13 protein-coding genes are annotated in these 16497 nt (G+C 56.7%); 7 read left to right on the top strand and 6 right to left on the bottom strand.

The features are described from left to right. Window positions 1–21: 21 nt before the first annotated feature. The 3 genes from ACDI13_RS10335 to ACDI13_RS10325 form a co-directional block, all read right to left on the bottom strand. Complete coding sequence (locus ACDI13_RS10335) at window positions 22–1179, bottom strand: ABC transporter substrate-binding protein (RefSeq protein ID WP_316990554.1); 1158 nt, start codon at window positions 1177–1179, stop codon at window positions 22–24. 329 nt (window positions 1180–1508) lie between these two features. Continuing rightward, complete coding sequence (locus tag ACDI13_RS10330) at window positions 1509–2591, bottom strand: TRAP transporter substrate-binding protein DctP (RefSeq protein WP_316990555.1); 1083 nt, start codon at window positions 2589–2591, stop codon at window positions 1509–1511. 74 nt (window positions 2592–2665) lie between these two features. Then, entirely contained in the window at window positions 2666–3505 is an 840-nt protein-coding gene (locus tag ACDI13_RS10325) for a class II aldolase/adducin family protein (protein WP_042485022.1), read from the bottom strand. Window positions 3506–3674: 169 nt separating this feature from the next. Here ACDI13_RS10325 and ACDI13_RS10320 point away from each other — a divergent pair, with 169 nt between their 5' ends. The 7 genes from ACDI13_RS10320 (at window position 3675) to ACDI13_RS10290 (ending at window position 11585) form a co-directional block, all read left to right on the top strand. Continuing rightward, a complete protein-coding gene (locus ACDI13_RS10320) occupies window positions 3675–4580 on the top strand; it encodes a LysR substrate-binding domain-containing protein (RefSeq protein WP_316990556.1) in 906 nt (301 codons plus the stop codon). A gap of 119 nt (window positions 4581–4699) precedes the next feature. Next, complete coding sequence (gene ilvC, locus ACDI13_RS10315; protein WP_316990557.1) at window positions 4700–5716, top strand: ketol-acid reductoisomerase; 1017 nt, start codon at window positions 4700–4702, stop codon at window positions 5714–5716. Between the two features lie 34 nt (window positions 5717–5750). Then, window positions 5751–7256, top strand: a complete 1506-nt coding sequence (locus ACDI13_RS10310; protein WP_316990558.1) for a Rieske 2Fe-2S domain-containing protein — start codon at window positions 5751–5753, stop codon at window positions 7254–7256. A 51-nt stretch (window positions 7257–7307) separates the two neighbouring features. Then, the gene (locus ACDI13_RS10305; RefSeq protein WP_316990559.1) at window positions 7308–8318 is read left to right on the top strand and encodes a PDR/VanB family oxidoreductase; all 1011 of its coding nucleotides are present in this window, start codon (window positions 7308–7310) and stop codon (window positions 8316–8318) included. 168 nt (window positions 8319–8486) lie between these two features. Next, window positions 8487–9080 (top strand): TRAP transporter small permease subunit, encoded by a 594-nt coding sequence (locus ACDI13_RS10300; protein WP_316990560.1) that lies wholly within the window; start codon window positions 8487–8489, stop codon window positions 9078–9080. After that, the gene (locus tag ACDI13_RS10295; RefSeq protein WP_316990561.1) at window positions 9077–10840 is read left to right on the top strand and encodes a TRAP transporter large permease subunit; all 1764 of its coding nucleotides are present in this window, start codon (window positions 9077–9079) and stop codon (window positions 10838–10840) included. Before ACDI13_RS10300 ends, ACDI13_RS10295 begins: the two co-directional genes overlap by 4 nt. A gap of 70 nt (window positions 10841–10910) precedes the next feature. After that, a complete protein-coding gene (locus tag ACDI13_RS10290; protein ID WP_316990562.1) occupies window positions 10911–11585 on the top strand; it encodes a GntR family transcriptional regulator in 675 nt (224 codons plus the stop codon). Between the two features lie 122 nt (window positions 11586–11707). On the opposite strand, the gene ACDI13_RS10285 is transcribed toward ACDI13_RS10290, so the two are convergent. From ACDI13_RS10285 to dnaN, 3 genes are all read right to left on the bottom strand, one after another. Beyond that, window positions 11708–12409: a pseudouridine synthase gene (locus tag ACDI13_RS10285; RefSeq protein ID WP_316990563.1), complete on the bottom strand. Its 702-nt coding sequence runs from the start codon at window positions 12407–12409 to the stop codon at window positions 11708–11710. Between the two features lie 447 nt (window positions 12410–12856). Then, window positions 12857–15310, bottom strand: a complete 2454-nt coding sequence (gene gyrB / locus ACDI13_RS10280; RefSeq protein WP_316990564.1) for a DNA topoisomerase (ATP-hydrolyzing) subunit B — start codon at window positions 15308–15310, stop codon at window positions 12857–12859. A 76-nt stretch (window positions 15311–15386) separates the two neighbouring features. Beyond that, window positions 15387–16496, bottom strand: coding sequence for a DNA polymerase III subunit beta (gene dnaN, locus ACDI13_RS10275; RefSeq protein WP_316990565.1), 1110 nt, complete (start codon window positions 16494–16496; stop codon window positions 15387–15389). Window position 16497: the final 1 nt, after the last annotated feature.

Below are 16497 nucleotides of genomic sequence, written 5' to 3'. Positions count from 1 at the left end.
GTACTGAAACAAAACCGGTAATCAGCGGGCGTCGAACTTGTTGATGACCTTGGCCTTGCCGCCCTCGATCACCCCCAGGTAGGCCGGGGTGGCGATCTGGTGGTTCACGCCATAGACATCCTTGCCACCCCACACAATCGCGCCTTGAATACCATCAAAGCTGCTATTGGCTTCAATGCGGGCACGCACGGCATCGGTATCGTCCACGGTGCCAGCTTCGTTAATGGCCTTGAACAGCAAGCGGGTGGCATCGTAGAAGTAGAAAACGAAGTCATCCATGCTGTTGCTGTGGACTTTGGCGTAAGCCTGGCTCAACTTCTGATAGGGCTCGCTGGACGGGTCGGCCGACAAATACACCAAAGTTCCTTCCGCATTGTCCGCGCCGGCAGACTTCACGGTTTCAGCCACGTTATTGCCGCCAAACTTGGTGAACTGGCCTTTGAAGCCCATTTCGCGTGCCTGACGGATCACAATACCGGCCGGGCCGGGTGGCACGGTATCCAGTTCGATGAAGTCCACGTTCTTGGCCAGAATGCTGGTCAGCAAAGTGCGGAAGTCGTTTTGCGAACGCTCGAAGAACTTGGTTTCAGCCACGTCGTAACCGGCGTCCTTATAGGCAGCGGTCTGAATCTTTTGCGTGCTCCAGCCGGTTGCATCGTTAGGCGACAGGATCGCCAAACGTTTCAGTTCCGGGCGCTCCTGCTTTAACCAACCGATCAACTGGCGGTTGTATTCATATTGCGTAGGCAGCACACGGAACATGTACTGCGTGTTCGCATCCAGCACTTCAGTCGAGTAGCTGTTGGACAGCATGATGACCTTGTTGCGCTCGGTAATGGGCTTCATGGCCATGACCGAAGCCGAGCCAATCGGCCCGATGATGTACTTCACGTCATCCTGATCGATCAGACGGTTGGTGGCAGTAACCGCATCGGCTGCCTTGTAGTGATCGTCGTAGGTCAGCACTTCGACCTGGTACTTCTTGTCGCCCACGGCCAATCCACCGGCCTGATTGATTTCATCCACGGCGATTTTCACGCCACCATCAATAGCCAGACCCCAGGGCGCACCTGGCCCTGTCATGCCGCCCACCACACCCAGCTTGAGCGTTTGAGCTTGCACGCCCAACGCGGCCATCATCCCTGCTGCTGCCAGTACACCCCGTATCCCGTTTTTCATGGACTTGCTCCTATTAATTGACCGGACATATTTATTATTTAATTCGAACAATATAATAAGGCAGCCATCCTTGTCTACGTAAATATGCTTAGACAATGACCTTAAAACTAGAATCAATGAGAGCTTCAGCCTAAATACTAGGGAAAACACCGACAAGGTTTATATTTTTATTTGTACGGACTTTATAGTATTAATTGATATAAAAAAGTTATAACCGACCTAAGCTTCACATGCTCTTCCAAATCGCCCCCATCCTCCCACGACCAAAAAAAGGCCGCTTTCCATCACAGAAAGCGGCCAGCAGCAGACCAGATTTTTTCGCAAATCATCTACAAATTCACAGACTGCATGTACTGGTCAAAGCGAGCTTCCGCAAAGCGAAACCACAGCAGCTCGTCCTTTTGGAATGCCCGATAATCCGCATAAATCGTCCGCCATTGCGGATTGCTTGCATTCAGTTCGGCATACAGTTCCTCACTCGCCTTGAATGAGGCATCGAGCACTTCCTTGGAGAAAGGCAGGACCTTGGCTCCCTGACCGACCAGTTCTTTCAAGGCACCGGGGTTGCGGGCATCGTATTTGGCCTGCATATCCAGATGCGCGTACGTGCTGGCTGCCGAGACAATATCTTTGTAGTGCTGCGACAAACCGTCATACGCTTTCTTGTTAACCAACAGATCCAGCCCGACTGACCCTTCCCACCAGCCGGGGTAGTAGTAATAGGGCGCCACTTTGTGAAAGCCCAAACGCTGATCGTCATACGGCCCAACCCACTCCGCCGCATCAATGACGCCTTTTTCCAGCGCCTGATAGACCTCGCCACCGGCGATATTCTGGGGAATGCCTCCCAGCTTCTCAATCACCTTGCCAGGTAAGCCGCCAATACGAATTTTCAGGCCCCGTATATCTTCAGGCGAGTTGATCTGTTTGCGAAACCAGCCCCCCATCTGCACGCCGCTATTACCACAGGGAAAGTTGACGATGTTGTAATTGGCGTAAAAATCACGCGTCAGCTTCAAGCCATTGCCGTGGTACATCCAGGCCGTTAACTGTCGAGAGTTCATGCCAAACGGAATGGCACAGCTCAAGGCAAACGCTTCATTCTTGCCAAAGAAATAGTAGGGCGCCGTGTGAGCCGCTTCTACCGAGTTCTGTTCCAACGCATCGACTACACCCATGGCTGGCATCAATTCCCCGCCCGCATGCACGGAGATATTGAACTTGCCATCGCTAAGCTCACGCACTTTCTGCGCAAAGACTTCCCCTCCGCCATAAATCGTATCCAGATGCTTGGGAAAACTGGATGCCAGTCGCCAGCGCAAATTCTCTTGCGCCTTGACGACCGCAGGGGCCATGCCACTGGCCACAATGCCGGCCAGGCCGGTCAGTTTCAGCATTGCTCGTCGTTCCACGCTTGTGTCTCCTCGTTTTATTTATGCAAAGTCAGCAGCTTGCCCCCAACGGATCAAGCTGCCTGCGGGACGAATCAATCAAACATATCGGGCTGGGTGCGCAACAGGTTTTCCCAAATCGGCTGAAAGTGCAGCCAGCCAATGTATTCGCTCCCTACGTGCTCACGGCTGTAACGGGCGCGCTCGGGGGTCACCAATGTGGGCGTCATGCCGGTTGCAGCAATCATCAATTGCTGCTGGCAGCAGCGTTCCAGCGCAATGAACCAGAAAGCGGCGGCTTCAATGCTGTGGCGGCTGGCCGTCAGCAAGCCATGGTTCTGGTGGATGGCCGCCTTGACGCCAGCAAAGGCATTAGCCACTTTGTGACCAGCCTTGGTTTCCACCGCCACCTGACCGGCTTCTTCGCGAATGACGACATGGTCTTCAAAAAAGGCGGCAGCATCCTGCGTAATGGGCAGTATTTCCTGACCCAGCGAGGCAAAGGCAGTGCCATAGACGGTATGCGCATGACACATCGCCACAATGTCAGGATGAGCCTCATGCACGGCGGCATGCAGCACGAAACCAGCGCGGTTCAGGGCGTAATCCCCTTCCACCACCTTGCCTTCATGGTCAGCCAGGATCAGGTTCGAGACCTTCACGTCAGCAAAGTGCACAGCCATGGGATTGGTCCAGTACAAGCTGGGATGCTCGGGATCACGGATGGTCAGGTGACCAGCAAAGCCATAATCCAGACCGTGCAGTGCAAAGGCGCGGCAAGCGGCCACCAGGCGCTGCTTCAAATGCGTGCGCGCTTCTTCAAAAGAATCAAACTGGGGTTCTTCCGGGTAGATCAGGCCCTGCTGCTCGGGCTGATAAATCGACTTTCGGCCTGTCATGGCCAAAATTTCATTGATATCGGGTTTAGCGTTCATGGGAAGGTCTCCTTCAGGTTCGGCAAGGTGGTGCGTCGCCCGTACGCCAGCCCATCGAGCGCAGCGTACGGGTGCAACGTAAAACCATGGTAGAGGTCGAAAACCATGAATGACAAACGAAGCTTTTTCAGCTATTGATTAAAAATATTCACCTTTTTAAGGCACCCTCATGCGAGCCATCCCCAATTTCGCCTGGCTACGAGCCTTTGAATCGGCCGCCCGGCTGGAGAGTTTCAGCCTGGCAGCCGATGAGCTGCACCTGACTCCTTCCGCGATCAGCCATCAGGTCAAAAGTCTGGAAACACATCTGAGACGCAGCCTGTTCGTACGGCACAATCGGCGTGTCAGCCTGAACAGCCAGGGCCAGGAGTTCTATCGGGAACTGACGCCCTTGCTGGACAAACTGGCCCGGCTTTGCGAGGACACGCAGGGCGAGAACGAAAGGACACACGCCTTGACCGTGCATTGCGCACCCAGCTTGGCGGTGAAATGGCTAGGGCCACGTCTGCATGCTTTCATGCGGGAGCATCCTGGTTTGGCCATCCATCTGCGCACGGACGCCACACCGCCCGATCTGCACCAGTCCACCGACATTGACTGCGTGATCAGCTACGGACACGCCCCCAGCCACGACCCCAGGCTGGTGGTGGAGTCGCTGCATCCTGAACCCCTGTTGCCTTTATGCTCGCCCAAACTCTATGCCAGCCTGGCTCTGCACCAGCCCTGGTACCTGCATTTGCCCTTGATCGATTCCACCATCAGCCCGGTCAACTGGGCCGACTGGTTTGGCAGCAATGGTATGGCCGCCGCCCCTGGCCCGCGCCTGTCCTTTGACCGTGGTGCCATGGCCGTTGCCGCAGCGGTGGACCAGTTGGGTGTTTGCCTGGAAACACCGCGTTTTGCCGAACGCGAACTGGATAGTCGGGAGCTGATCGTCTTGCCCGCCCCCAATGGTCGCAGCCTGCAACGCGAGATGCATTTTCTCTACTACCGCAATCACCGCGACACACTCAAACGCGTGGAACACCTGCGTGAATGGCTGCTGCGCGAGGCCAGCCTGACCCCGATGCGCTAAGCAGAATTTCTGTCCTAGGGATTTCCCCCGACCTGCCAATTTTTCCTTGACACCTCGAATATCGCCCCACAATACTGAACTCTGTATACAGAACACAGAACTCATCAAAAGGAGGCAGTATGAAGGTGTTTTATGACAAGGACGGTGATCTGGCCCTGGTGCAGCAACGCCGGGTTGCCATCATCGGCTACGGCTCTCAAGGCCATGCACACGCATTGAATCTGCGTGATTCTGGCGTGGAAGTGGTCGTGGGTTTGCGCCCCAACAGTGCCTCGCGTCAAAAGGCCGCCACTGCCCGTCTGGCTGTGACCGACATCGCGTCTGCCGTTCAACAAGCCGACATCGTGATGATGCTGCTGCCTGACGAGGACATTGCCCGCGTCTACGAGCAGGACGTCGCCCCCCATATCCGCCCCGGCGCCACACTGGGCTTTGCCCACGGTTTCAACATCCATTACGGTCAGATCCAGCCCCGCGACGATCTGGACATCATCATGGTCGCCCCCAAGGCACCCGGCCACACGGTGCGCTCCACCTATGTGGAAGGCGGCGGGGTTCCCCACCTGATCGCCATTCATGCCGACCGTTCCGGTCAGGCTCGTGACTTGGCCTTGTCCTACGCCATCGCCAATGGCGGCGGACGCTCCGGCGTCATCGAAACCGATTTTCGTGAAGAAACCGAAACGGATTTGTTTGGCGAGCAGGCCGTGCTCTGTGGCGGCATGGTGGATCTGGTCAAGTGTGGCTTCGAAACCTTGGTCGAGGCGGGCTATGCCGAAGAAATGGCCTATTTCGAATGCCTGCATGAACTCAAGCTGATCGTGGACCTGTTGTACGAGGGCGGCATCGCCAACCTGAACTACAGCATCTCCAACAATGCCGAGTTTGGCGAATACCAGGCCGGTCCACGCATCGTGACCGAAGACACACGCCAGGCCATGAAAGCCTTGCTGCGCGACATCCAGGACGGCACCTATGCCAAGAATTTCATCCTGGAAAGCCGGGCTGGCCAACCTTCTTTGAATGCCCATCGACGTCTGAACCAGCGCCACCGCCTTGAAATCGTCGGCGAGCAGTTGCGCGCCATGATGCCCTGGATCAGCGCCCAGGCGTTGGTCGACCGAAAAGTAGCCTGACCCTTTCCACCATTGATCTGTACACGAGGACGACATGACCGAAAAGAAACTGATTCCCTACGGCGGCTATTACACCAACCGCATTCCTGATCACGACCCTGAGCTGACCGAAGTCGGCCCTGGCACGCCCATGGGCGAGTACATGCGCCGCTTCTGGCATCCCGTCTGCATGGCAGCGGAACTGACCGATACCCCGCGTTTTCTGAAAATCATGGGTGAAGAGCTGGTCGCCTTCCGCGACAAAAGCGGCCAGATCGGCCTGCTGCACGCCCATTGCGCCCACCGTGGCGCCTCCCTGGAATACGGTGCCATCCAGGAAAAGGGCATCATGTGCTGCTATCACGGCATGGTGTTCGACGTAGATGGAACCTGTCTGCATGTCCCTTATCCCAAAGGCGAAGAGGCCGAGGGTGAGAAATACGCCTGCTCCATCCGCCAGGGTGCGTACAAAGCCTTCGAGCGCCATGGCCTGATCTTTGCCTATATGGGCCCGCCCGATGCCGAACCTCCTTTCCCCGAATGGGAGGAAAACTTCACCGTCCTGCCCGGCGATGAACTGGTAGCGTTCAGCAACTTTCAGCATTGCAACTGGCTACAAGTGCAAGACAATGCCGCTGACAACTTCCACCCTACCGCCTTGCATGCCGCCAAGAACGTAGTTGGTGGCAACTACCAGGGCACCACCTTTGACGAAGTGGGTGCAGCCTCCATGGAAGTGGCCCCCGACATGCAGTTCATCCCTGTACACAATGGCCGCAGCCTGGCCTGCGCGGGTGCCCGCCGTGCCAGCAAGGACAATCTGTTTATCCGTGTTCAGCATCAGGTCCTGCCCAATCTGAGCCTGCATGCTTACACTTCTGAGGACGGTGCCCAGCAAAAGTTATTCAGCCGCTTTCACATCGTGCGCTGGACCGTTCCCGTGGACGACCAGAACAGCAAGATGATTGGCTGGCGCGTCATGGGCCCTGGCATTGATACACGCGCAGTGGGTAACAAGGAGATGGTGGGCTACGAGACCATCGACTTTCTGGAAGGGCAGGTGGCCATGCGCCGTCCAGAACGCTTTGGACAATACAAGCTGGACGATCTGCCACCCATCCCGTCCGACCACCGTGCCCGTCACAACTACAAGGAATGCCAGCAGGCACCGGGCGATTACGAGGCCATCATCAGCCAACGCCCAATTGCCGTCCATGCTCTGGAGAACCCGACCAAATTCGACGCCGGGCTGTACATGTTCCGCAAGATGTTGCGCGATGCCTTGCGTGGCTCCAACCCTGCAGCGACCCCTGAAGGCTTTGCCCAGTGGCTGAAAGATTGTGGTGGCGCCCCCAACAGTTATTGCTCGGGCAATGTTCTGGCCATCCCCGAGTCCGACGATCTCGCCCAGGAAGTCGCACGCCGTCGTCATGCCACCCGCGAAATCGTGCGCATCCTGACCTCGGCCGACAATCTGAAAGGCGCGGAACGCGAGGCTTTCGTCAAACACAGCATGCAGGAACTCCAACAATCGCTCAGCACGGTCGCTGCTGAGTCCTGATCGTCTGTCGCACCCGCTCCAAAGGGGTGGGTGCCCCATATGGAGAGCGCCATGAACGCCATTGCAGAACCCGCCACTCCCGTCCAGGCGGCTACCAATCCGGACGGGCTGCTGTCGCTGCGGATCCGGCAAATCCGCTACGAAGCGCAAGGCATCAATTCCTATGAGCTCAGTTGTCCTCAGGGGGGCGAATTGCCCGCCTTCGAGGCCGGTGCCCATATAGACGTCCATATCCAACCCGGCCTGATCCGCCAATACTCGCTGTGCAATCCGCCTCATGAGCGTCACCGCTACGTCATTGCTGTCCTGCGCGATGCCAATGGACGAGGTGGCTCACGCAGCTTGCACGACACCCTGCAGGTCCAGCAGCAGGTGTCTGTCAGCATGCCCCGCAATCATTTTCGACTGGCCCCGAACGCACGCCGTTCCATTCTGTTGGCCGGGGGGATAGGTATCACTCCCATCAAGGCGATGGCCCACTTTCTGGAGTCACAGGGCCAGCCTTTTGAACTGCACTACTGCACTCGCAGCCACGACACGGCCGCCTTTGGCTCCGAACTGCGCAGTTGGCAAGAGCAGGGCCACCTGCATCTACATCTGGACAATGGCAATCCTGAACAAGGCCTCAACCTGCAAGACCTGCTGGCCAACGCAGTTGAAGGCACCCACGTGTATTACTGTGGTCCAGCCGGCTTCATGCAAGCCTGTGCTCAGGCCAGCTCGCACTGGCCTGCCGATTCTGTGCATTGCGAACACTTCAAGGCGCCTGAACCTGTCCCCAGTGCCAATACCCTGCCTCCTGGTGCCTTCATGGCACAAATTGCCAGTACCGGCCAGTGCATTGAGGTTGCACCCGATCAGTCCCTGAGCGATGCCTTGACGCAAGCCGGTGTGCCTATTGCCACCTCCTGCGTATCGGGCCTGTGCGGCACCTGCCGCGTCAACTACCTGCAAGGGGAGGTCGATCATCAGGACTATATTCTGAGTCCCGACGAGCAAAGCCATTGCCTGACCGCCTGCGTTTCACGCGCACGCTCAGGCGTACTGGTTCTGGACCTGTAAAACCATCTTCTGGTCCTGGCTCCCGCCAGGGCACACCCATTTACTTCGGGCCCGTTCATGGCCCAAGGAGCCACCACCGCACCTGCTACACAGCGGCTTGCGCATGGCCGCCATCCAACACTCCCCGGCAGCACAACGACGAACACAACAATATTCGCGGAGACAACAATGACTGCATTGAAAACCATGGTGGGGGGAATAGACCACCTGAACCGCTGTATCGGATTCATCATCAAATGGCTATTGCTGGCCACCACCATTCTGAGCGCCAGCAACGCCATCACTCGCAAGGCCTTTGACCTGAGCTCCAACGGTATGTTGGAAGCGCAGTGGTACCTGTATGCGGCTGTCTTCCTCTTGGGAGGAGGGTACGCATTTTTGCACAACAGCCATGTCCGTATCGATTTCATTTCCACCCGTCTGGGGGCGCGGGGACGCAACCTGATCGATATCGCCGGGATTGTTGTCGTTCTGATCCCGTTCTGTCTGTTTGTCATCACGCTGAGCTGGGGATTTTTCACCGCCGCCTGGCACTCAGGAGAAATGTCTGGCAATGCCGGAGGACTGGTGCGCTGGCCCGCCTATCTATTGATTCCCGCCGGCTTTAGCCTGCTGTTGCTTCAAGGCCTGGCCGAACTGGTCAAACGTATCCTGTTTCTGGTCGGCAAAGGCACCGACAGCATTGCCGAAGAGGGCTCCCAGGACACGCCCATCCATGTGCCCACCCAATCGCTATCAAGCGCACAGGAGGGCGCACGATGATCGCCTCCTTTATCACAGACTACTTCGTCCCCATCATGTTCCTGAGCCTGATTGCGCTCTTGCTGACCGGCTTTCCCGTCGCCTTCGGCCTGGCCGCAACGGGTTTGGTCTTCGGTGTCTTAGGTATCGCCCTGGAACTGTTCCCCACTAATCTATTTCAGGTCTTGCCTTTGCGTATCTTTGGAATCATGCAAAACGAGACCATGCTGGCGATTCCTTTTTTCACCTTGATGGGCATCATTCTGGAACGTTCGGGCATGGCTGAAGACCTGCTCGAGACCATGGGTCAGCTCTTCGGGGCGGTGCGCGGTGGCCTGGCCGTCTCGGTTGTCCTGGTCGGTGCCTTGCTGGCTGCCTCCACCGGTGTCACATCGGCTGTCGTGATCTCCATGGGCCTGATCTCCCTGCCAGTCATGCTGCGCTATGGCTACAAACCGGAAACGGCCACGGGTATCATCACCGCGTCAGGCGCACTGGTACAGATACTGCCACCTTCCCTGGTCTTGATTGTGATGGCCGATCAATTGGGTCGGTCAGTCGGGGACATGTACGCAGCCGCACTCGGACCTGGCCTCCTGCTTTTAGTGATCTATATTACTTTCCTCATCGTCCTGGCCTTGATCCGTCCTTCCTGGATGCCAGCCTTGCCAGAACAGGCCAGAAGTCAGGTCACAGCCACTGGCGCCAGCGGACGGCGGTCGCTGGGCATGCTGGTCCTGCTTTGTGCCTTCATCGGCTTTACCTGGGCAGGCCTGCACAACGAAGTCATGGCACAGGTCTTTTCCCAACCTACTCAGGCCCCCACTGATCAAGTGGCCATCACCGCTCTGCTTGTCGCCTCCATGAGTGCGCTGCTCTTTGCAACGGTAAATCGGGTTACCGGCTGGGGGCTGCTCTCGCAACTGGCCGAACGCTTTGTATTCGCCCTGATTCCCCCCGTCATCCTGATCTTTCTGGTGCTGGGCACTATCTTCCTGGGAGTTGCCACCCCCACAGAGGGCGGGGCCATGGGTGCAATTGGCGCGCTGATACTGGCCTTGATACGCAAACGCCTGAACTGGTCCTTGCTTAATCAGGCCCTGGAAAACACCGCCAAGCTGGCTATTTTCGTAATGTTCATCCTGATCGGCTCGACCGTCTTTAGCTTCACGTTCAGCGCCGCAGACGGCCACGTGTGGGTAGAGCATTTATTTGATGCCATTCCCGGTGGCGAACTGGGCTTTGTCATTGCCGTCAGCGCCATCATCTTTGTGCTGGGCATGTTTCTGGACTTCTTCGAGATTGCCTTTATTGTGGTTCCGCTATTGGCACCCGTTGCCAACAGTCTGGGCATTGATCTGATCTGGTTCGGGATTGTCATCGCCCTGGTCTTGCAAACCTCCTTTCTGACACCCCCGTTCGGCTTTGCCCTGTTGTATTTGCGCAGCGTGGCACCTCGATCCGACTATGTTGACTCCGTTAGCCAGCAAACTATTCCAAGGGTTCGTACCCAGCAAATCTGGAAGGGCTCAGCCTACTTCGTCGTACTACAATTGCTGGTGGTAGGCATCGTCATCGCCTATCCACAACTGGTAACGGGAGGCTTGCACAAGACAGTCAGCCTGAGCGAAGACGAAATCCTGCTCCAGCTGAATCGTCCCGCCCCCATGCTCAGCCCAGGTGAGGCAGACGATCCGCTAAGCAACCCGTTCGAGGTGCAAGCGACATCAGACCAGGCCCCCATGGCGGCGCTTTTACAATCCATGCGGACCACACCCTGATGTCAACCCAGGGCCGCAGTCAGGCTGCGGCCTTAACTTGTTTTTTGTTTGTAGCGGAGTTCCAGACCTCATGCATGCCAAGCTTTCCGGTAAGTTGCAGGCCCGTCCACACTATGTTGACGAGGTCTATCGCATCCTGCTCGATGCCATCAGCGACGGCTCCCTGGCCCCCGGCTCACGCATTACTCAGGAAGACATTGCCGAGCAGCTCAACGTGTCCCGCTCGCCCGTATTGCAAGCTATTCAGTTGCTGAAAAAAGATGGACTACTACAAGACGCTGAAGGGCGGGGCGTTATGGTGGCTCCGCTCAGTCTGGAACATATCGGGCACCTGTATCAAGTGCGTGGCGCACTGGAGGCGTTGGCTACCAAGCTGGCGGCACGCCAGAGCGCCGTGCTGGATCCAGACCTGATCCGTCGTGGCCGCAAAGTGGCTCGCAGCCACGACGTACGCGCCATGATCGACGCCGACGAGGCTTTTCACAAGGCAATTTACGAAGCATCGGGCAACCCCATGATCGCCGAGAGCGCACAGGTTCATTGGGTACACCTACGACGTGTCATGGGTGCTGTACTGCAATCGGCAGAACAACGCCTGTCCATCTGGGACGAGCATGAAGAACTGGCTGTGGCCATTGCATCGGGCGACGAAACCAACGCACTGGCCATCTGTGAGCGACATATGCATAACGCCAGTGAAAAATTGCTAAGCCGCTTGCAGGAAATACTGGAGCAGCCCGCCTAAGTGCGGGCAGAGCCATCCAAGTGGGTAAATGGCTCAGGCATGGGCGCTGTATGACCCGTTGGGCAATGAACACAACACCCGCATCCCTTGGCACAGCAAGCACCCAAGACCAGGCAAACGATTTAGCCCCCGGCTACAAACTGCTGCACCTCGGCCGGGGTTAAGTAGCGTGACTCTCCTGGCTCCAGACTGGCATCCAAAGAAAGACAGCCAAGGCGCTCACGATGCAAGGTCTGCACCAGGCTCCCCACGCAAGCAAACATACGTTTCACCTGATGGTATTTCCCTTCCTGAATCGTCAGCCGTACGGTGTGTTCGTCGATGCGTTCCAACACCGCTGGCAGCGTTGGCTTATCTTCGCCATCCAACAAAATACCGGCCTGAAACAGGGCTTCTGCATTATCGGGCAAAGGCTCTGCCAAGGTTGCCACATAAGCCTGATCGCACTGATGGCGAGGCGAGATAATGCGATGCGTCCACTGGCCGTCATCCGTAATCAAAATCAAACCCGTGGTATCCACATCTAACCGACCGACGGTATGCAAACGCTCGCGCTTGTCGACATCGATCAGCATCATCACGGACGGATAGGCGCTATTTTTAAGGCTGCACTCGTAACCAGCGGGCTTATTGAGCATGATGTAGCGCAGGCCAATCAGGGCAAGCGGCTCGTCTTCCCAACAGACAAGATCGCCCTCTTGTATAACGTGGGTACCCTTGGTCACCACCTCGCCGTTGACGGTGATTTCCCCGCTTTTCAGCACCTTACGCGCGTCTGAGCGACTCAGATCCGTACTCTCACCAAGAAACTTGTCCAGTCGCATTCCATTTCCACACAAAGAGTTATTGAATAATTTACAGCGTCATCATGATCGATCAAGGGGCCTTGCACGGTCGATGCCTGGTTTCACCATCAAAGATTCCCACAACCCTTCTTTTCGTTCGTTCTAAAGCAGGGTGAATCACTGCAAGTCGACCACATCAGCTTGATTGCGCGCCTTTCCATTTCTGGAGTACGGGACTCCCAAGCGGCTAACTGACCCAGCCATTGATCAGCCGATATTTGCCGTAACAGATTCATTGAACCAGCCCAAAGACGCATAATACCTAAGACTCAGGACTGATCAATCATCACCAAAAAAATGAGCCCCAGCAGAAACGCCGGGGCCCATTTTGTTTATCCGCATCACGCAGGATTTTTTCACGCATTCCTGAAATCGGTTGTCATTAAACCGAGCAACTTTCAAAAATGGCAAGAACCGACACAGCCATCAAATATCCAGGTTCCCTGCCTGCAAGGCATGGGACTCGATAAAGGCACGACGTGGCTCAACGTGATCACCCATCAGCGTGGTGAAAATTTGATCCGCGTCGATAGCATCAGCAATCTGAACGCGCAGCAGGCGACGCACGGTGGGGTCCATGGTGGTTTCCCACAGTTGGCCAGGGTTCATCTCACCCAGACCTTTATAGCGTTGCTTGCTCAGGCCACGCTCAGCTTCGGCCAACAGCCATTGCATGACTTCACGGAAATCATCCACTTGGGTTTCACGACGCTTATCGCCTTCACCACGAGCCACCATGGCGCCCTTACCGATCAAACCGGCAAAGGTCTCGCCAGCGCGGGCCAGCGTTTGATGATCGCCACCACGCATGAAGTTGCGGTCGAACACGGTTACGCGGATATTGCCGTGATGCAGACGTTGCACCACCACACGCCAGGATTCGCTGGCTTCGTCATAAGCCGCAAAGGCTTTGACAACATGGGGAGCAGCCTCGTCGAAGAGGGCTTTTTCCAGATCCTGGGCACTTTGTTCGGCGGCTTCCTGCGTATCCAGGTTCAGCTTCACGCCTTCGGCCAGAGCCGACAGGGCATCGCCGTCCATATGACGCGACAGACGCTCGATCACAGCCTTGGCCTTCACGTAGCGATGGGCGTAATCGGACAGGGCATCGCCAGTGATAGGCGCACCGCCTTCGGAAGGGGTCAGCACCGCATCGCGCAGAGCCAGCTTCAGCATGAATTCGGCTTCCTCGGCATCGTCCTTCAAGTAAAGCTCTTCACGGCCCACCTTGACCTTGTACAGCGGCGGCTGAGCAATGTAGACATAGCCGCGCTCGATCAGCTCAGGCATCTGACGGTACAACAGTGTCAGCAGCAGGGTACGAATGTGAGCACCATCCACGTCCGCGTCAGTCATGATGATGATGCGGTGGTAGCGCAGTTTGTCGATATCAAAATCCGGGCCGATGCTGGTGCCCAGGGCGGTGATCAGGGTAGTGATCTGCTCACTGGAAATCAGACGGTCGAAACGGGCTTTCTCTACGTTCAGCACCTTGCCACGCAAAGGCAAAATGGCCTGGAACTTACGGTCTCGACCTTGCTTGGCCGAGCCGCCTGCGGAGTCACCCTCCACAATGTACAGTTCGCACAGGGCCGGGTCTTTTTCCTGACAATCAGCCAGCTTGCCCGGCAAGCCAGCGCCTTCCAACACGCTTTTGCGGCGTGTCATTTCACGGGCTTTACGAGCCGCTTCACGAGCACGGGCTGCTTCTACAATCTTGCCGCACAAGGCCTTGGCGTCGATCGGGTTCTCCAGCAACCAGGTTTCCAGGGTACGACCCACGGCTTCTTCAACCGCTGGGCGCACTTCGCTGGACACCAGCTTGTCTTTGGTCTGGCTGCTGAATTTGGGCTCGGGCACCTTCACCGACAACACGCAAACCAGGCCTTCGCGCATATCGTCACCCGAGGTGTCGACCTTGGCTTTCTTGGCCAGTTCGTTATCGGCGATGTACTTGTTCAGCACACGGGTCATGGCCGCACGCAGACCAGTCAGGTGGGAACCACCGTCGCGCTGGGGAATATTGTTGGTGAAACACAGCACGGTTTCAGCGTAGCTGTCGTTCCACTGCATGGCCACTTCAACCGATACCGGGGTACCACCGGCGTTGGACTCGGTTGCCACGCTGAACACATTAGGGTGCAACGGGGTCTTGTTACGGTTGATGAAGTCCACAAAGCCTTTGACGCCGCCCAGGAAGGCAAAGTCTTCTTCTTTGCCCTGGATCTCGTCAACCAGGCGGATCTTCACACCATTGTTCAGGAAGGACAGCTCGCGCAGGCGCTTGGCCAGGATTTCGTGGTGGTATTCGATATTGCTGAAAATTTCCACGTCAGCCAAGTAGCGCACGCAAGTACCCGTGCGGCCTTCGGCCAGACCCGTCACGGCCAGGGGCGCAGTGCGCTCGCCACGGCGGAACTCGACCTGGTGTTCGTTGCCATTGCGCCAGATGGTCAGCAACAGCCATTCGGACAGGGCGTTCACACAAGACACACCCACACCGTGCAAACCGCCAGACACCTTGTAGGAGTTCTGGTCGAATTTACCGCCGGCGTGCAGTTCGGTCATGACGATTTCAGCGGCACTGCGCTGGTGCTCGTCGTCCTTGTGGATATCGGTTGGAATACCGCGGCCGTTATCACACACCGAAATGCTGTTATCGGAGTGGATGGTGACGACGATATCGTCGCAATGACCGGCCAAGGCCTCATCAATCGCGTTATCCACCACCTCGAACACCATATGGTGCAGGCCGGTGCCATCGGACGTGTCCCCGATGTACATGCCAGGACGCTTGCGCACAGCCTCCAGGCCTTTGAGCATTTTGATGGAATCAGCGCCGTAATCGGCTGGCTGGGCGGTCGTGGTTTGATCGGTCATAGCATAAAACCTTGTAATAGCCTGTCTGCTTCAAGCGGGTATGGCCCGGCGGGCCATACCTGTCGAACATGCCGCATTAAATGCGCATCGGCATGACCACGTACTTGAAGTCTTCTTGCTCGGGCAGCGTCATCAACACAGACGCGTTGGCATCGGGCTGCACAGACCAGCGGACCGTTTCGTCCTTGATGCTGGCCAACACATCGAGCAGGTAGCTGACGTTAAAACCAACGTCCAGACTTTCGTGTTCATAATCAATATCCAGCTCTTCAACCGCTTCCTCCTGCTCGGCATTGGAGGCGGAAATTTTGAGCTGATTTTGCGACAGTTGCAGTCGCACACCACGCAGTTTGTCGGTGGTCAGAATGGCAGCACGTTGCAGGCTGCCTTGCAGCACTTCGCGGCTGACATCAAAGTGGCGGGTGTAGTTGGAAGGAATCACACGCGCAAAGTCGGGGAACTTGCCTTCAACCAGTTTGGAGACCAGCTCCACATCGCCAAAACGGAAACGGATCTGGCGGCTGGACACGTCAATATTGACCAGATCGTCGGTATCACCCAGCAAACGCTGCATTTCCAGCACTGTCTTGCGCGGCACGATGATGTCGTGGCGTTCCTGCACACCCTCAATCGCGGTGGCATTATGAGCCAGACGGTGGCCGTCCGTCGTAACCGTACGTACCAGGCCGGGCTCGAACACCAGCAACATGCCGTTCAGGTAGTAGCGAATGTCTTGCTGCGCCATGGCAAAGTGCACCGTATTGAACAGGTGCTTCAAAGTGCGCTGGGGCATGCTCAAGGACACGTCCCATTGCTCGGGCAGGCTCAGCACTGGAAAATCAGCGGCTTCCAGAGTTTGCAACTGAAAGCGGCTCTTGCCGGACTGGATGGTCAGCTTGCCGCTGTCCAGACCCAGACGCACCTCGCCAAAGTCGGGCAGGGCTTTCAGAATGTCCAGCAGCTTGCGGGCCGCCACCGTGGTGGCCGCATTGTCCTCACCCACACCAAAGTCGGCATTGGTAGTGATCTGCACTTCCAGGTCGGTTGCCAGGAAAGAGACATCAGAGCCGTTTTTACGCAGCAGGATGTTGGCCAGAATCGGCAAAGTATGGCGGCGCTCCACAATGCCAACTACTGTGGATAAGGGCTTTAGCAATGCGTCGCGGGTAGCTTGAACGAGTTGCATG

The sequence above is a fragment of the Alcaligenes faecalis genome (genome assembly GCF_041521385.1).
In the GTDB taxonomy this organism is placed as follows: Bacteria; Pseudomonadota; Gammaproteobacteria; order Burkholderiales; family Burkholderiaceae_B; genus Alcaligenes; species Alcaligenes faecalis_E.
This window is presented reverse-complemented; position numbering and strand designations above follow the sequence as displayed.